Below are 14,510 nucleotides of genomic sequence, written 5' to 3'. Positions count from 1 at the left end.
GTGGGAACCGGCCGGTACGGTGCGGGCATGCGCATCCTGCACACCTCCGACTGGCACCTCGGGCGCACCTTGCACGGGGTCGACCTGCTGGAGCACCAGGCCGCGCACCTCGACCACCTCGTCGAGCTGACCCGCTCCGAGGCGGTCAACGCGGTCGTCGTCGCGGGCGACGTCTACGACCGCGCGATCCCGCCGGTCGACGCCGTCTCCCTCCTCTCGGACGCGGTGACGCGGCTCGCCGAGCACGCGCACGTCGTCGTCACGCCGGGCAACCACGACTCCGCCGTCCGGCTCGGGTTCGGCGACCGCCTCCTGCGCCCGGGCGTCCACGTGCGGGCGCGCCTGGCCGACGTCGGTGCACCCGTTGTCCTGGGCCCGCGTCCCGGTGCGGCGAGCGGCGACGGCTCCCCGCTGCTCGTCTACGCGCTCCCGTACCTCGACCCGGACACGGCCCGGCACGTCCTCGCGGACGCGCCGGACGCCGGCGCTCCGGGCGCCGAAGGCGTGGGCGGCAACCCGGTGAGGCCGCGGCCGCTCGCGCGGTCCCACGAGGCCGTCATGGGGGCGGCCCTGCGCCGGGTGGGCGCCGACCTCGCGCGGCGCCGCGCCGCGGACCCGGGGGTGCGGGCGGTCGTCGTCGGGCACGCGTTCGTCGTGGGTGGTCTCGCGTCGGACTCCGAGCGCGACATCCGCGTCGGCGGCGTCGACGCTGTCCCGGCCGCCGCGTTCGCGGGCCGCGGGGTGGACTACGTGGCGCTCGGCCACCTGCACGGGCCGCAGCGCGTCACCGTCCCGGAGGTCGGCGGCGGAGAGGTCGGGGGCGGTGTGGCGACCGTCGCACGCTACTCGGGCTCGCCCCTCGCGTTCTCCTTCTCGGAGCTGCACCAGCGCAAGTCCACCGCGCTCGTCGACGTCGACCGGCTCCGCACGGACGCCGACGCGGCGGTCGAGCTCGTCGCCGCTCCCGTGCCGCGCCGCCTCGCGGAGGTGACCGGCTCGCTCGACGAGCTGCTCGGCGAGACGGGCGAGCCGCACGTCGACGACTGGCTGCGCGTCGTCGTGACGGACCCGGTCCGGCCCGCCGAGCTGTACGCCCGCGTCCGGTCCCGGTTCCCGCACGCGCTCCAGGTGACGCACCGCCCGCCGCGCGTCGCCGAGCGGGAGGTCGTGACCGCCGTCGGGCCGGGGCGCGACCCGCTGGACGTCGCGCGCGACTTCGTCGAGCACGTCTCCGGCCACGCCCCCAGCGAGGCCGAGGTCGTCGTGCTGCGCGAGGCGTTCGAGCTCGCGCTCGCCGAGGAGCGCAGCGCCTGATGCACCTGCACTCCCTCACCTTCCAGGCGATCGGGCCGTTCGCGGGCCGTCACCACATCGACCTCGCGGCGCTCGGCGCGTCCGGGATCTACCTCCTCGAGGGGCCGACGGGCGCCGGCAAGTCCACGATCATCGACGCGATCGTGTTCGCGCTCTACGGCAAGGTCGCCTCCGACGCCGCGAGCGACGACCGTCTCCGTTCGGCGTTCGCGGGACCGGACGTCGAGTCGTACGTCGACCTCGTGCTGGAGGTCCCGGCGGGTGTCTTCCGCGTCCGACGCACGCCCGAGTACCGCCGCCCCAAGAAGCGCGGCACCGGCACCACGACGCAGCAGGCCTCGGTGCGGCTCTGGCGGCTCGCCGAGGTGCCGCCCACCGACGCGCCGGACGCGGTCGAGGACGCCGCGGGCGAGCTGCTGTCCGCACGGCTCGACGAGGCGGGCGACGAGATCCGCCGGCTCGTGGGCCTCGACCGGCGCCAGCTCGTGCAGACGGTCGTGCTGCCGCAGGGCGAGTTCGCGACGTTCCTGCGCGCGAAGCCCGAGGACCGGGCCGTGCTGCTCCAGAAGGTCTTCGGCACGGAGCTCTACCACCGCGCCGCCGCGCGCCTGGCGGAGCTCGCGCGCGCGGCGCGCTCGCGCACGGATGCCGCGCGGCAGGGCGTCGTGGGCGCGGCGGAGCGGTTCGCGGGGGCTGCCGGGCTCGGGCCCGACGACGCGCGGCGGCTGCGCGAGGCGGCGGACGACGACGACCGGCTGCGGCGGGCGGACGACGAGCCGGTGGCCCCGGCCGCTGCGGAGGCGGCGCCGGGCGTGCACGCGCTCGCCGTCGCGCACGTCGCGCGCCTCCACACTGAGGCCACGGCGCTGGCCGAGCGCGCGGCGGGGGCCGACGCGACGCTCGCCGCCGCACGTGAGCGGTTCGAGCACGAGCGCGCTCGGCACGACGCGCTGGAGCGGCGAGGCCGGCTGCGGGCCGACGCGGCACGCCTCGACGAGGAGGAGGCGGCGGTGGCCGAGTGCCGCCGTCGGGCGGACGCGGCGGCACGTGCCGCGGTCGTCGCCCCGGCCGCCCAGGGCCTCGCGCGCGCCGAGCAGACCCTGCGCGCCGCGCTCGACCGGCTCGCGCTCGCGCGCACCGGGGCGCCCGTCGCCCTCACCGACGCCGACCCGACGACGCTCGAGGCCCTGCGCGCCGACGTCGCGACGGCGGCCGTCCGCGTGGCGCGGCTCGTCCCGGTGGGGGCGTCGCTGCCCGGGCGCGACCGCGAGCTCGCCGACGGGCGCAAGGAGGTCGCGCAGGCGGCGGAGGAGCGCGGTCGCGTGCTGGCCGAGCTCGACGCACGCCCGGCGCGCCGCGACGCCCTGCGCACGCGGGTCGCGTCCCTCGCGGAGACCGCGGGCACGCTCGGGGTGCTCCGCGAGCGCGCGGATCGCGCCCGGGCGGTCGAGGAGGCGGCGCGCCAGACGGCGGCGCTCGCGACCGAGGCGGCCGAGGCGCACGCCGAGCGGGCACGGGCCGCGGCCCGGGCGCACGAGGCGGTGGAGCACGAGGCCCGGCTGCGGGCCGCACGCATCGCGGGTCTGGCCGGGGAGCTGGCCGCGGGCCTCGCCGTCGGCGAGCCGTGCCCGGTGTGCGGCGGGGCCGAGCACCCGCACCCGGCGCCGCTCGCCGAGGACCACCCGACGGTCGAGGACGTCGAGCGCGCCGAGCGGCAGCGCGCGGACGCCGAGCGCCTGCTGCACGACGTCTCGGCCCGGGCGCAGGTGCTCGCCGAGCGGTGCGAGGCCCGTCGTCGGGACGCCGGCGGGCTGACCCCGCAGGAGGCCGGACAGCGGGTCGCGGACGTGGAGGAGCTGGTGGCCGCCGCGCGCGCCGCGGAGCGCGAGCGCGCCGAGGCCGAGCGCGAGCTCGAGGAGCTGGACGCGGAGACGCGTGCGCTGGAGACCCGGGCGGCCGGGCTCGCCGAAGCGGTCGCGGGCACGACCGCGCGGCTCGAGGAGACCGAGGCGGCCCTCGCGCGCGACCGCGCCGAGATCCGCGCCGAGCTCGACGCGGCGGGCCCGCTCGTGGAGCTCGTGGACCTGCCCGACCCGCTCGCCGACGAGGGCGGCGCGCGCAACCCCGTCGCCGTCCTCGCGGCCGCGCTGGAGGGCCGGGTGCGCACGATCGACGCGCTCGCGGACGCGGGCAGCGCCGTCGCCGCGGCGCAGCGGGCGTGCGAGGAGCGTGCGGCCGACGTCGCCGCGCTCGTCGCACGGTCCGGGTTCGCGGACGCGGCCGAGGCGCTCGCCGCGGTGCTCGACGACGCCGAGCGGCACGCGCTCTCTCAGCGCGTCGCGGAGCACGACGCCGCGCGGACCGCGACGGCGACCGGTCTCGCGGAGCCGGCGCTCGCCGACCTGCCCGAGGACGCGCGGGCCGACGTCCCGGCCGCGCGCGCCGCCGTCGCCGAGGCAGAGGCCGTGGCCGGAGCCGCGGCGCGGCAGCACGAGCTCGTCGCGCGGCGGGCCGAGGAGGCCCGGACGGCGGCCGAGGGCGTCGGGGCGGCGGTCGACGGCTGGACCGCGGCGCGGGACGCGGCCGGACCGGTCGTGCGCATGGCGGCGCTCGCGTCGGGCACGGGCGACAACGCGCACGCGCTCTCGCTCGCGACGTTCGTGCTCGTGCAGCGGTTCGAGGACGTGGTCGCGGCGGCGAACGAGCGCCTCGCCGAGATGTCGTCGGGGCGGTACGAGCTCGTGCGCAGCGCGACGCGCGAGGACGTGCGGGCGCACAAGCGCGGCCTCGCGATGAAGGTGCTCGACCACGTGACCGAGCGCGAGCGCGACCCGCGCACGCTGTCCGGCGGGGAGACGTTCTACGTGTCGCTGTGCCTCGCCCTCGGGCTCGCGGACGTCGTCACGGCCGAGGCGGGCGGCATCGAGCTCGGGACGCTGTTCGTCGACGAGGGCTTCGGCAGCCTCGACCCCGAGACGCTGGAGGCCGTCCTCGCGGCGCTCGGCCGGCTCCGCGCGGGCGGGCGCGTCGTGGGCGTCGTCTCCCACGTCGAGGCGCTCAAGCAGGCCGTCGCGGAGCGCGTCGAGGTCCGCCGCCTCCCCGGCGGCGGCAGCACGCTCAGCGTGCGGGCCTGACCGGGGCTGCGCCGTCCGTCAGGACCGAGGGCGCGGCGCTGGCGTCGGCGCGCACACGCGGTCGACGAGCTCGGTCACGGCAGCCCGCACCGGTCCCGGCGGCGCGCCCGCGTCGAGCGCGAGGGCGGCGCGGTCGAACGCCGCGGACAGCAGGAGCGTCAGCGCGTCGAGACGTTCCTCGTCCGCGAGGTCTCGTGCGACGTCGTCGCCCGCGCCGGAGCCATGGCTCGCGCTGCCCCCGCCGGGCCAGGCGCCGAGCGCCGCGCCGAGCCCTTCCCGCAGGGTGCGGCGCGCGTGGCGGGCGTCGAGCGCGTCGGCCTCTGCGGGGCCGAGCACGGCGGGTGCATCGACGAGGAGCAGCCGCGTGCGGCCGGGTTCACCCATCGCGTCGAGGTAGGCGCGCGCACCCTCCACGAGCATCGCGCGGGCGTCGGGGGCGTCGGGGGCGTCGGGGGCGTCGGGGGCGGCGGGTCGTTCCAGGGTTGCCGTGCCAGGATCCGCGGCGGTGCGCTCCTCGATCTCCCGGGCGACCGCCTCCGCCTCGGCCTCGGCGACGGCGCGGAAGAGGTCCTGCTTGTCGGCGTAGTGGTGGTACAGCGCGCCGCGCGTGACGTGCGCGGCGGCGGCGATCTGGGGCGTCGACGTCGCGGCGTACCCCGCGCGGACGAAGAGGTCGCGCGCGGCCGCGACCAGGGCAGCGCGGGTCGCGTGGGTGCGTTCGGCGTTGGTCCGGCGGCGCTCTTGCATACCGGCAGACTGTAGGCCATCCTCGATACATACAGACTGTTTGTTTCTGCGACCGCCCGGTCGCCGACGACGAGGAGAAGACCGTGCGCATCACGAGCTGGTACCCGGTGCTCATGACCGGCGACGTCGCAGGGACCGTCGCGTTCTACCGCGACCACCTGGACTTCCGGCCGCTCTTCACGAGCGACTGGTACGTCCACCTCCAGTCCGCGCACGACGCGTCGGTGAACCTCGCCGTGCTCGACGGCGACCACGAGACGATCCCGGAGAGCGGCCGGGGTCGCGCGGGCGGGCTCCTGCTCAACCTCGAGGTCGAGGACGTCGATGCCGTGCACGCACGCCTCGTCGCCGCGGGACTGCCGATCCTGCGCTCGTTGCGCGACGAGGCGTTCGGGCAGCGGCACTTCATCACGGCCGACCCGAACGGGGTGCTCCTGGACGTCATCACGCCCGTCCCGCCGACGGGGGAGTTCGTCGAGCAGTACGAGGAGTCCGCCCGTCCCACGGCATAGTCGGCGCGCGCGTCCCCGAGCCTCGCTCAGGGCTCAGGGCTCAGGGCTCAGGGCTCGGGGCTCGGGGCTCGGGGCTCAGGGCTCGGGCTCACGGTTCGGGCTCACGGTTCGGGGCTGGGGCGCAGGACCCCCGGCGCCGGGCGCAGGGCTGCCGCTCACGGCTCGGCCGGACGACGCCGGATGTCACGAACCGGCCCCGTGTCCGTCCCTCCTCGAGGAGCAGAGCGACGGCCGGCTGTCGTCGCGTCCCCTCCCGGGAACGGCCGCGACCGGCGGCGTCGTCCGGGAGCCGTCGAAGGAGAGCAGCAATGTCAGCAGCATCGTCCCCGCTCGAGCGCGAGCTGCGGCGCATGGAGGTCATCGCGCGCCGGGAGCAGCTCCGTCTCGTCGGCCGCGTCGCCCCGCGCGTGGCGGAGCGCCGTCGCTGGGCCGACGCACCGCGCCGCCAGTCCCCGGCCACCGCCGCCCGCTAGCGTCGGTCGGGACTCGCGCCCCGGTACGGTCCGGCGGCGCGCCACCGTGCGCGGTCGCGAGCGCGCGCACGTCAGGCCGGTGCGCCGAGGCCCGCGAGCTCACGGGCCCGCAGCAGCACGTCGTCGAGCATCTGCGGGGTGAGCCGGCCGGTGAACGTGTTCTGCTGGCTCACGTGGAAGCACCCCAGCAGGGTGAGGGTCTGCTCAGGGGGCGGGGGGCCGCCGTCGGGCACGACGCCGGGGGGCGACCCCGGGCCGGGGCGAGGGGTGGCCCGGCGCAGCGTCACCTCCGCACCGTGCGCGAACCGGGGCCGCGGACGCGGCACGGCCCAGCCCTGCTCGGCGAGCGTCGAGAGCAGCGCCTGCCACCCGAAGCCGCCGAGGACGACGGCGACGCGCACCGTCGCGCCCAGCAGCTCGACCTCGCGCGCGAGGTACGGGCCGCAGCGGCGTCGTTCCTCCGGCGTCGGCTTGTTGTCCGGGGGTGCGCACCGCACCGGTGCTGTGACGCGGATCCCGGTGAGGCGGAGGCCGTCGTCGGCGGAGACCGACGTCGCCTGGTTGGCCAGGCCCGTGCGGTGCATGGCGGCGAAGAGGAAGTCGCCGCTGCGGTCGCCCGTGAACATGCGGCCCGTGCGGTTGGCCCCGTGCGCGGCGGGCGCGAGCCCGACGACGACGATCCCCGCCCGCTCGTCACCGAACCCGGGGACGGGGCGGGCCCAGTAGTCGTCGTCGCGGAACGACGCCCGCTTGACGTCGGCGACGTGCTCGCGCCAGGCCACGAGTCGCGGGCACGCCCGGCACTCGACGAGGTGGGCGTCCAGCGCCGCGAGCGTCGGCGCCGTCCGGGCCGCGAGCGGGTAGTCGGGGTCGTCGGGCGTCACCCGCCCATCCTGCCCGGACCCCCACCCGCCCGCGCCCCGTCCGCCGAGCACGGGGTCGGCGACCACAATCGGCGAGATCCGGTCGCCGATCCCGTGTTCAGCGGGCGGCAGGGCCGTGGTCGGCCGTCAGGCCTGCCGGTTCGTCGGCGCCGTCGCGCCGGCGAGCGCCGCGGTGTCGTGGGGAGCGTCGGCGGACGGGAGGGTAGCTCCGACGGGAGCGTCCGGGAGGTCCGTGGCCGGGGCGGGGACGCCGACGGCGGGGTCGGGAGCGCCGAGAGAGCCCGCGGCGTCGGCCGGGAGCGGTGCGCCGAACGTGTGCCGTAGGCCGAGCAGCACGGCGCCCGCGACCACGACGACGCCGAACATCACCGCGGCCATGGTCACCGGCGGTGACCCGCCGAGCAGGCCGGTCACCGGCGCGACGACCGCCCCGACGCCGAACTGGAACGCGCCGATGAGGGCCGCGGCGCTGCCGGCGCGGTGCGCGTTGCGCTCGAGCGCGATGGCCGGGACGGACGGCATGACGAAGCCTGCGGTGCCGAGCGTGAGCACGATGAGCGGGACGAGCCACGCGAGCCCGCCACCGGCGAGCGCTGCGACGAGGAGCCCGCCCGAGAGGACGAACCCGGCCGCGACCGCGGCCTGGAGGATGCGCTCGGGCGTGACGCGCCCGACGAGCGCGCCGTTGATCTGGCTGCCCGCCGTCACGGATACCGCGCCCACGCCGAAGACGATCGCGTACTGCTGGGCAGACATCCCGTAGAAGTCCTGGAACACGAACGTCGACGCGGAGATGTAGGTGAACATCGCGGCCATGTAGAAGCCGGCGATGAGCGCGAGGCCGATGAACGACCAGTCCCCGAGGAGCGAGCCGTACGAGCGCAGGGCCGCGACCGTCCCGCCGCTGCGGCGGCGTTCGACGGGCAGCGTCTCGCGCAGCCGCAGGAGCACGAGCACGAAGAGCACGGCCCCCACGACGGCGAGCGCGACGAACATGCCGCGCCACGACCCGAGGCGCAGGAACTGCGCGCCGATGGTCGGCGCGAGGATGGGCGCGACGCCCACGACGAGCATGAGCCGCGCGATGACCTTGCCGATCTGGTAGCCCTCGAACGAGTCGCGCACGATCGCCATGGACAGCACCATCCCGGCGGCCGCGGAGAGGCCCTGGACGAACCGCAGGCCCGTGAGCGCGGCGACCGAGCCGGCGAAGACGATCCCGACGGACGCCGCCACGTACACCGCGAGGGACACCAGCAGGGGAGCGCGGCGGCCGACCGCGTCCGAGACCGACCCGATGAGGAGCTGGCCGAGGGCGAGGCCCGCGAGGGTCGCGGTGAGGGTGAGCTGGACGCGGGACTCGGTCGTACCGAGCTCGTCCACGATGCGCGGGAACGCGGAGAGGTAGAGGTCGATCGTCAGCGGTCCGACGGCGGTGAGCGCGGAGAGCAGCAGGACGAGACCGGCGCTGATGCGCCCGGTGCGGGCCGCGGGGCTCGGGGAGGGTGCGGTGCCCGGGCGGGCGGCGACGGGCGCGGTCGGCGCCGGGGTCGCGGGTGGGGTGGAGGCCATGACAGCGGCAACCACCGGTGGTGCGCCGCGTGTTCCCGCACGGCGTACGTGATCGGATGCTGAGACGTGCGGCGGGTCAGGCGCGGCCGACGTCGGCCCGGGCGGCGGCCAGCCCGCGCAGGGCCCGCGCGTGCTCCAGCCGGTCGTCGAGGTCGCCCGCGAGGGTGAGCGCGGCGTCGTGCAGGTGTGCGGCGCGCTCGGCGTCGCCGGCCGCGCGGACCGCCTCCCCGAGCGCGTTGAGCGCCTCGGCCTCGACGAGCCGGGCCCGGACCCGGCGGGCCAGCGCGAGCGCCTCCTCGCCCGCGGCGACCGCGGCCGTGACCTCGCCCGCGGCGAGCAGCGCGGTGCCGAGCGCGCTGCGGGCCTCGGCCTCGGCGTCGGGGTCGCCGAGGTCGACGGCCGCCGCGACGGCGGCCCGCAGCCCCGCGACGCCCGCGGCGGCCTCGCCCGTGCGGGCGAGGAGCCGCCCCACGTGCACCCGGCTGCGCGTCGCGAGGCCGGCGTCCCGGAGCGAGGTCGCGCTCGCGAGCGCGTCCCGGTGTAGCGCGAGCGCGCGATCGAGCCCGCCCTCCGCCTCCGAGAGGATCGCGGCGTTGCTCGACACGATGGCGACGTTGAGGGCGTCGCCGACCCGCCGCGACAGCGCCAGCGCGCGGTCGTAGCCGGCGCGCGCGTCGTCGTGCCGGCCGAGGATGCGGTGCACGTCCGCCAGGTTCCCGACGGCGCGGCCCTCGCTCACCGGGTCGCCCGCGGTCCGCGCCCCGGCGGCGGCGTCGCGGTACGCGGCCTCGGCCTCGTCGAACCGCCCGAGGCGCTTGTACACGTTGCCGACGCGGTTGAGCGTCTGGCCGGGCCGGGGGTCGTCGCCGCGCTCGAGCGAGCGGACGAGCTGCGCGAGCGCCTCGTCGTACCGGCCGAGCCGTTCGAGCGCCCGGCCGAGGTCGCGCCCCGCCTGGGACCGGCCCGACGGCCGCCCGTGCTCGACGGCGGCCGTGTGCACCGCGACCGCGTCGTCCCCGTGCCCCGCCGAGTCCAGGTACGGGGCGAGGAGCGCGGAGAGCTCGGTCACGGCGTCGGCCAGCTCGTGCTCCGCGGCGAGCGCCGACGTCGCGACGAGCAGGGCGCGGTGCGCGTCGAGCCACGCGACCGCGGCGTCGGCCGTACGACCGGGAGGCGCCTCGCCCGCTGCGCCACGCGCTCCGACGCCCGGCGCGGCCGCGTCGTGGTGGGGCGACGTCGCGCGCACGGCGGGCCGGGCGTCGTCGAGCAGGCGCGCGGCGAGCCGCCCGACGGCGGCGGCCCGCGCCGAGAACGGGTCGTCCGTGCGGGCGAGGTCGGCGGCGAGGGCGCGCACGGCGTCGGGCACGACGACCTCCCCGCGCGGCCCGGCCGCGACGAGGTGCGCGCGGCTCAGGGCGGCGAGCGCGTCGCGGCTCTCGCTCGTCGAGACGCCGAGGAGCACGGGGACCTCGGTGGCGTCGAGCGGCACCGGGACGAGGGCGAGCAGGCGCAGGGCGCGGGCGTGGTCGGCGGGCAGACGGCGGTGCACGCCGGCGAGCGCGGGGTGGAGGGCCGGTCCGGGGAGGTCCTCGACCCGGCGGACGTGGTCGGCGAGCGACCAGCCGGGCCGCGCGCGGACGTCGTCGGCGATCTGCGCCAGCGCCGCGGGGAGGCCTCCGGACGCGCGCACCAGCCGCGCGGCGGCCTCCGGCTCCGCGGCGGTGCGGTCCTGGCCGACGCGTGCCGCGAGCAGCGCACGGGCGTCGTCCTCGCCGAGCGGTGCGAGGGTCGTGGCGGTCTCGCCGGGGAGCCCGACGACCTGGTGCGCCGCGACGACCACGCGCGCGGTGCCGGGCAGGTGCGCAACGACGTCGGCGGCCTGGGCGCCGTCGGTCACGTCGTCGAGGACGATCGTCGCGCGCAGCCCGTCGAGCGCGGTCGCGAGCGCGGCGGCGAGGGCGGGGAGGTCGCGCGCCTGCGCGTCGGGCGGGGGTGCGCCGAGCGCCTGGAGCAGCGCGTCGAGCACGACGGCGGCCGGGCGCGGGCCGTCCGCCTCCCCGTGCAGGTCGACGAGCGCGACGACGTCCGCCGGGACCTCGCGGGCCGCGGCGAGCGCGACGCTCGTCGTTCCCGACCCGGGGAGGCCCGTGACCGTCACGACGCGCGGCTGTTCCTGCGAGGGTGCAGGAGGCGGGCCGGTGAGCGCCGCCGCGAGCCGCGCGACGTCGTCGGCCCGACCGACGAGCGGCCCGTCGGGCGCGAACGGTCCGAGCCGGACGGTCGGCGGGAGAGCGAGCTCCGGAACGGCCGCGGGGACGGTCGCCGTCCGGTACGCGGCGCGCCACGCCGCAGGCTGCCGGTCGCCGAGGACGTGCGCGACGTCCGCGAGCAGGTCGACGTCGAGCCGCGAGCGGCCCGCCCGGAAGACGTCGTAGACGGTGACGCGGCCGGGGCGCGCCTCCGCGGTGGGGACGCCCCGGGCCGTGCGGAGCGCGCCGACGCGCCGCGCGATCTCGGTGTACGAGGGGTCTCTTGCCCACGCCCGCAGCGCGCGCAGCCGGGCGGCGAGCTCGTCCACCGAACCTGCGCCCACGGGGGACGGCGGCGGGTCGGGGGGCACGGCGCCAGGCTAGCGACGGCCGTCCACCGCTGCGCGGCGTGCCCGGATCCCGGGGTGCCATACTCGTCGCCCCGTCGAGAGGAGCGTGCGAGGTCGAGATGCGTCACACGTACGCCTGCACCCCGTCGCTCGTCCGGGACGCCCTGCACCGGGTCGAGCTCACGCCCCTGGCCGCTGTCGTGTTCACGGCCTCGGCCGCCGACGCCCGGCGCCTGCTCCTGGCCGTCGGCCTGCGGGGCCGACCCGAACGCATGCCGCCCTTCGACCTGGCGGTCGCGCATCCCGACGTCGTCGTCTGGCGGACCGTCGAGCAGGCCGAGAACGGTGACGAGTGGAACATCGGGACGACCGTCGTCGAGTACGCGCGGAGCCGGACGGGGTGAACGGTCCTGGACGGGCGCGATCGTTCCCGGCCGGTGTGCGGCCGGACGCCCTGGTGCCGGCCCGGGTCCCGTCGTTCGGGATCGTTCGGGATGCGTGCCGCGGGCGTGCGACGTCGTCAGGCTCTCCGCAGGCCGCGACGACCGCGGCGCGAGGGTCCGCGCGGGGCGCGGCGGGACGAAGGAGCGACCGGTGGGGCTGTTCGACAAGCTCAAGGAGATGTTCTCGACGACGGCGGACCTCTACGCGAAGGAGGACGCCCCCGCGCTCACGCCGGCGCAGCAGCGCGGGCTCGCGCTCGGTGCGGTCTACGCCGTCGAGGGCGTGCTGCCGATCAATGCGCTCACCGTGGAGGCCGACGCGCGCACGGCCGCGAAGCCGCTCGCGGCGGGCTGGGAGGTGCGGGGCGCCGACGACGTCGAGCGCACCTATGAGTTCCTGCTCACCCAGGGTCACCGGGGCTACTACGCGATCGCGATGCCGAAGGTCGAGGAGCTCTACTCGGGCCGCCTGAGCCGTCGCGACGCGAAGGGCGCGGCGGACCAGCACGTCGCCCAGGCGAGGCAGGAGGCGACGGCGCGGGGCCTCGACCCCGAGCGCGCCGTCGCGTTCTACCAGGGGTGGAGCGCGTCGGCCCAGATGGGCGGGCACGGCGAGCTGGCCGACCCGCTGCCGCCGTCGATCGCGGCGTGGGACGCCGCGCGGGTCGTGCACGTGAGCCGGCTCGCGGTCGACGCCGGGTTCGTCACCCCGGAGCGGGCGTGGGCCGCGATCGAGGAGGCCGTCGCGATGTCGCGCCCCGCCTACGCGTCGTGGGAGCAGTTCGGCGACGGGTTCCTCGCGGGGCGGGCGTTCTGGTCCGCGGGCAACCGCACCCCGGTCGACCAGGACCTGCCCGACTTCAAGCGCGCGGTCCGGCGGCTGCTCGACACCGAGTCGTCGCCCTGGCGCACACTGTCGTACTGACGGCGGGGACGAGAGCGACGGGACGAGAGCGACAGGACGGGAGGGCGGACGGTGCACCGATCGGCGTGGTGGTGGCGCGCAGGGCTCCTGCTCGTCGTGGTCGGTGTCGGCGTGGCGGTGGTCGCGGCCGACGACGGCCTGCGCTCGGAGGTCCACGCGGCCCTGTCGAACCTGGCGCGGGCGCTGTTCTGACCAGACCGTCCCGCCGAGCACGGGGTTGCTGTCGTCCTGGGCCTCAGAGCGACAGCAACCTCGTGCTCGGCACCGTGGGCGGCGCCGGCAGCGCCGCGGTCAGCCCTGGGCGTCGCGCCAGGTGACCCACTCGCGCACGAGGGACAGGTCGTAGTCGGGCCCGCTCGTGCCGACGGTGAACAGGGTCGCGCCCGCGGCGACGAGCGCGTCCGCGGACTCCGCCGGCGGCCGGGACACGGCGACCGAGCGCTCGACGAGCGCGGCGGTGTCGCGGCCCACGGCCGCGCCGTGCTCGTCGAGGATCGCGCTCTTGCGCGCGAGCGTCTCCGCGTCGCCGAACGAGTGCCAGACGTCCGCGTGCTCCGCGACGACGCGCAGCGTCTTGCGCTCCCCACCTCCGCCGACGAGCACCGGGATGTCGCGCGTCGGCGTCGGGTTCGACGCCGCCCAGCGGGCCTTGATGCGCGGGAGCGCCGCGGCGAGGTCGGCGATGCGGCCGCCCGCGGTGCCGAACTCGTACCCGAACCGGTCGTAGTCCTTCTCGAACCAGCCCGCCCCGATCCCGAGGATCAGACGACCGCCGCTGATGTGGTCGACCGTCCGCGCCATGTCGGCGAGGAGGTCCGGGTTGCGGTAGCTGTTGCACGTGACGAGTGCGCCGATCTGGACGCGCTCGGTCTGCTCGGCCCACGCCCCGAGCATGGTCCAGCACTCGAAGTGCTTGCCGTCGGGGTCGCCCGTGAGCGGGAAGAAGTGGTCCCAGTTGAAGATGACGTCGACGCCCAGGTCCTCCGCGCGCAGCACGGCGTCGCGGATCTGGGCGTAGTCGGCGTGCTGCGGCTGGAGCTGGACGCCGATGCGGAAGGGGTGCCGAGGAGAGGTCATGCTCGGAATCTACGTCCGGGCCGAGAACGACGACACCCCGCGTCGAGCACGACCTCGTCGGCGCCACGAGCGTCAGAACGACGGCAAGGTCGTGGTCGGCGGACCTAGGGTGGGCGCATGAAGCGACTGGTGGGCCTGCTCGTGACGCTCGTGGTGCTCGTGGCGGTCGCCGTCGTGGCCGACCGGGTGGCGGTGCGCGCCACCGAGCGCGGCGCGGTCACGGCGTTCGAGCAGCAGGCCGACGACGTGTCCGGCGCCCAGATCGACATCACCGGCTTCCCGTTCCTCACGCAGCTCGTGCGCGGCTCGCTGACGCACGTCACGGGCTCCGCGGACTCCGCGTCGTTCGGCGGCTACGCGATCTCCGACCTCCAGGTCGAGGCCGACGGCGTGAGCACGTCGGAGCCGTACCGGATCGCGTCCGGCACGGCGTCGGGCGTCATCGCGGCGGAGTCGCTGCAGCAGGTCGTCGCCGAGCAGAGCGGGCTCGACGTCGACGTCACCGCGACCGGCGGCGTGCTGTCCCTGGGCTTCGAGCTGCTGGGCACCACGATCACCGTCGACGTGACGCCGCGCGTGTCCGGACCGGCCGAGCTCGCCGTCGACGTCGTCGCCGTCCGCACCGGCCTCGGCACGGTCTCTGTCGACGACCTGCCGTCCGGGCTCTCGGGCGCGCTGTCCGACCTGCGCGTCCCGCTCGACCTGCCCGACGGCGTCGCGCTCGACTCCGTGTCCGCCGTCGAGGGCGGGGTGCGCGTCGCGGTGACGGGGACCGACGTCGTCGCCGCGGACCTGGTGGCCTCGTGACCCGGGCGGCGTGGCCGTCGTGA

The 14,510-nt window shown here is 77.3% G+C and carries 13 protein-coding genes; 8 read left to right on the top strand and 5 right to left on the bottom strand.

What is annotated here, in order from left to right; translation table 11 throughout:
- The first annotated feature begins 27 nt into the window (after positions 1 to 27).
- Positions 28 to 1,314 (top strand): exonuclease SbcCD subunit D, encoded by a 1,287-nt coding sequence (locus MT994_RS01340; protein WP_354804774.1) that lies wholly within the window; start codon positions 28 to 30, stop codon positions 1,312 to 1,314.
- Positions 1,314 to 4,448, top strand: a complete 3,135-nt coding sequence (locus tag MT994_RS01335; RefSeq protein ID WP_354804772.1) for an AAA family ATPase — start codon at positions 1,314 to 1,316, stop codon at positions 4,446 to 4,448. Before MT994_RS01340 ends, MT994_RS01335 begins: the two co-directional genes overlap by 1 nt.
- Positions 4,449 to 4,466: 18 nt before the next feature.
- Here MT994_RS01335 and MT994_RS01330 read toward each other — a convergent pair whose 3' ends face one another.
- Complete coding sequence (locus tag MT994_RS01330; RefSeq protein ID WP_354804771.1) at positions 4,467 to 5,195, bottom strand: helix-turn-helix domain-containing protein; 729 nt, start codon at positions 5,193 to 5,195, stop codon at positions 4,467 to 4,469.
- 83 nt (positions 5,196 to 5,278) lie between these two features.
- On the opposite strand from MT994_RS01330, the gene MT994_RS01325 reads away from it, so the two are divergent.
- A complete protein-coding gene (locus tag MT994_RS01325) occupies positions 5,279 to 5,707 on the top strand; it encodes a VOC family protein (protein ID WP_194228992.1) in 429 nt (142 codons plus the stop codon).
- Between the two features lie 308 nt (positions 5,708 to 6,015).
- Positions 6,016 to 6,180, top strand: coding sequence for a hypothetical protein (locus MT994_RS01320; protein ID WP_157446563.1), 165 nt, complete (start codon positions 6,016 to 6,018; stop codon positions 6,178 to 6,180).
- 71 nt (positions 6,181 to 6,251) lie between these two features.
- On the opposite strand, the gene MT994_RS01315 is transcribed toward MT994_RS01320, so the two are convergent.
- The 3 genes from MT994_RS01315 to MT994_RS01305 all read right to left on the bottom strand — a co-directional run bounded on the left by MT994_RS01315 (position 6,252) and on the right by MT994_RS01305 (position 11,256).
- Entirely contained in the window at positions 6,252 to 7,064 is an 813-nt protein-coding gene (locus MT994_RS01315; RefSeq protein WP_354804770.1) for a uracil-DNA glycosylase, read from the bottom strand.
- A gap of 126 nt (positions 7,065 to 7,190) precedes the next feature.
- Positions 7,191 to 8,636, bottom strand: coding sequence for a multidrug effflux MFS transporter (locus tag MT994_RS01310; RefSeq protein ID WP_354804768.1), 1,446 nt, complete (start codon positions 8,634 to 8,636; stop codon positions 7,191 to 7,193).
- 76 nt (positions 8,637 to 8,712) lie between these two features.
- Entirely contained in the window at positions 8,713 to 11,256 is a 2,544-nt protein-coding gene (locus tag MT994_RS01305) for a tetratricopeptide repeat protein (protein ID WP_354804766.1), read from the bottom strand.
- Positions 11,257 to 11,354: 98 nt separating this feature from the next.
- On the opposite strand from MT994_RS01305, the gene MT994_RS01300 reads away from it, so the two are divergent.
- The 3 genes from MT994_RS01300 (at position 11,355) to MT994_RS01290 (ending at position 12,795) form a co-directional block, all read left to right on the top strand.
- Positions 11,355 to 11,639, top strand: coding sequence for a hypothetical protein (locus tag MT994_RS01300; protein WP_354804764.1), 285 nt, complete (start codon positions 11,355 to 11,357; stop codon positions 11,637 to 11,639).
- A gap of 190 nt (positions 11,640 to 11,829) precedes the next feature.
- Entirely contained in the window at positions 11,830 to 12,603 is a 774-nt protein-coding gene (locus MT994_RS01295) for a DUF1266 domain-containing protein (protein ID WP_354804763.1), read from the top strand.
- A 51-nt stretch (positions 12,604 to 12,654) separates the two neighbouring features.
- Positions 12,655 to 12,795 (top strand): hypothetical protein, encoded by a 141-nt coding sequence (locus MT994_RS01290; protein WP_157446567.1) that lies wholly within the window; start codon positions 12,655 to 12,657, stop codon positions 12,793 to 12,795.
- Between the two features lie 99 nt (positions 12,796 to 12,894).
- On the opposite strand, the gene MT994_RS01285 is transcribed toward MT994_RS01290, so the two are convergent.
- Positions 12,895 to 13,680, bottom strand: coding sequence for an LLM class F420-dependent oxidoreductase (locus tag MT994_RS01285; protein WP_061267908.1), 786 nt, complete (start codon positions 13,678 to 13,680; stop codon positions 12,895 to 12,897).
- Positions 13,681 to 13,797: 117 nt separating this feature from the next.
- Here MT994_RS01285 and MT994_RS01280 point away from each other — a divergent pair, with 117 nt between their 5' ends.
- The gene (locus tag MT994_RS01280; protein WP_076404310.1) at positions 13,798 to 14,487 is read left to right on the top strand and encodes a DUF2993 domain-containing protein; all 690 of its coding nucleotides are present in this window, start codon (positions 13,798 to 13,800) and stop codon (positions 14,485 to 14,487) included.
- Positions 14,488 to 14,510: the final 23 nt, after the last annotated feature.

The organism is Cellulosimicrobium sp. MI9406 (assembly GCF_040595865.1).
Classification (GTDB): domain Bacteria; phylum Actinomycetota; class Actinomycetes; order Actinomycetales; family Cellulomonadaceae; genus Cellulosimicrobium; species Cellulosimicrobium funkei.
This window is presented reverse-complemented; position numbering and strand designations above follow the sequence as displayed.

What these genes read in the sequence shown, in the direction of transcription:
- MT994_RS01340 (WP_354804774.1), top strand. Translation starts at nt 28, where the DNA reads ATGCGCATCCTGCACACCTCCGACTGGCACCTCGGGCGCACCTTGCAC.
- MT994_RS01335 (WP_354804772.1), top strand. Translation starts at nt 1,314, where the DNA reads ATGCACCTGCACTCCCTCACCTTCCAGGCGATCGGGCCGTTCGCGGGC.
- MT994_RS01330 (WP_354804771.1), bottom strand. Translation starts at nt 5,195, where the DNA reads ATGCAAGAGCGCCGCCGGACCAACGCCGAACGCACCCACGCGACCCGC.
- MT994_RS01320 (WP_157446563.1), top strand. Translation starts at nt 6,016, where the DNA reads ATGTCAGCAGCATCGTCCCCGCTCGAGCGCGAGCTGCGGCGCATGGAG.
- MT994_RS01310 (WP_354804768.1), bottom strand. Translation starts at nt 8,636, where the DNA reads ATGGCCTCCACCCCACCCGCGACCCCGGCGCCGACCGCGCCCGTCGCC.
- MT994_RS01300 (WP_354804764.1), top strand. Translation starts at nt 11,355, where the DNA reads ATGCGTCACACGTACGCCTGCACCCCGTCGCTCGTCCGGGACGCCCTG.
- MT994_RS01285 (WP_061267908.1), bottom strand. Translation starts at nt 13,680, where the DNA reads ATGACCTCTCCTCGGCACCCCTTCCGCATCGGCGTCCAGCTCCAGCCG.
- MT994_RS01280 (WP_076404310.1), top strand. Translation starts at nt 13,798, where the DNA reads ATGAAGCGACTGGTGGGCCTGCTCGTGACGCTCGTGGTGCTCGTGGCG.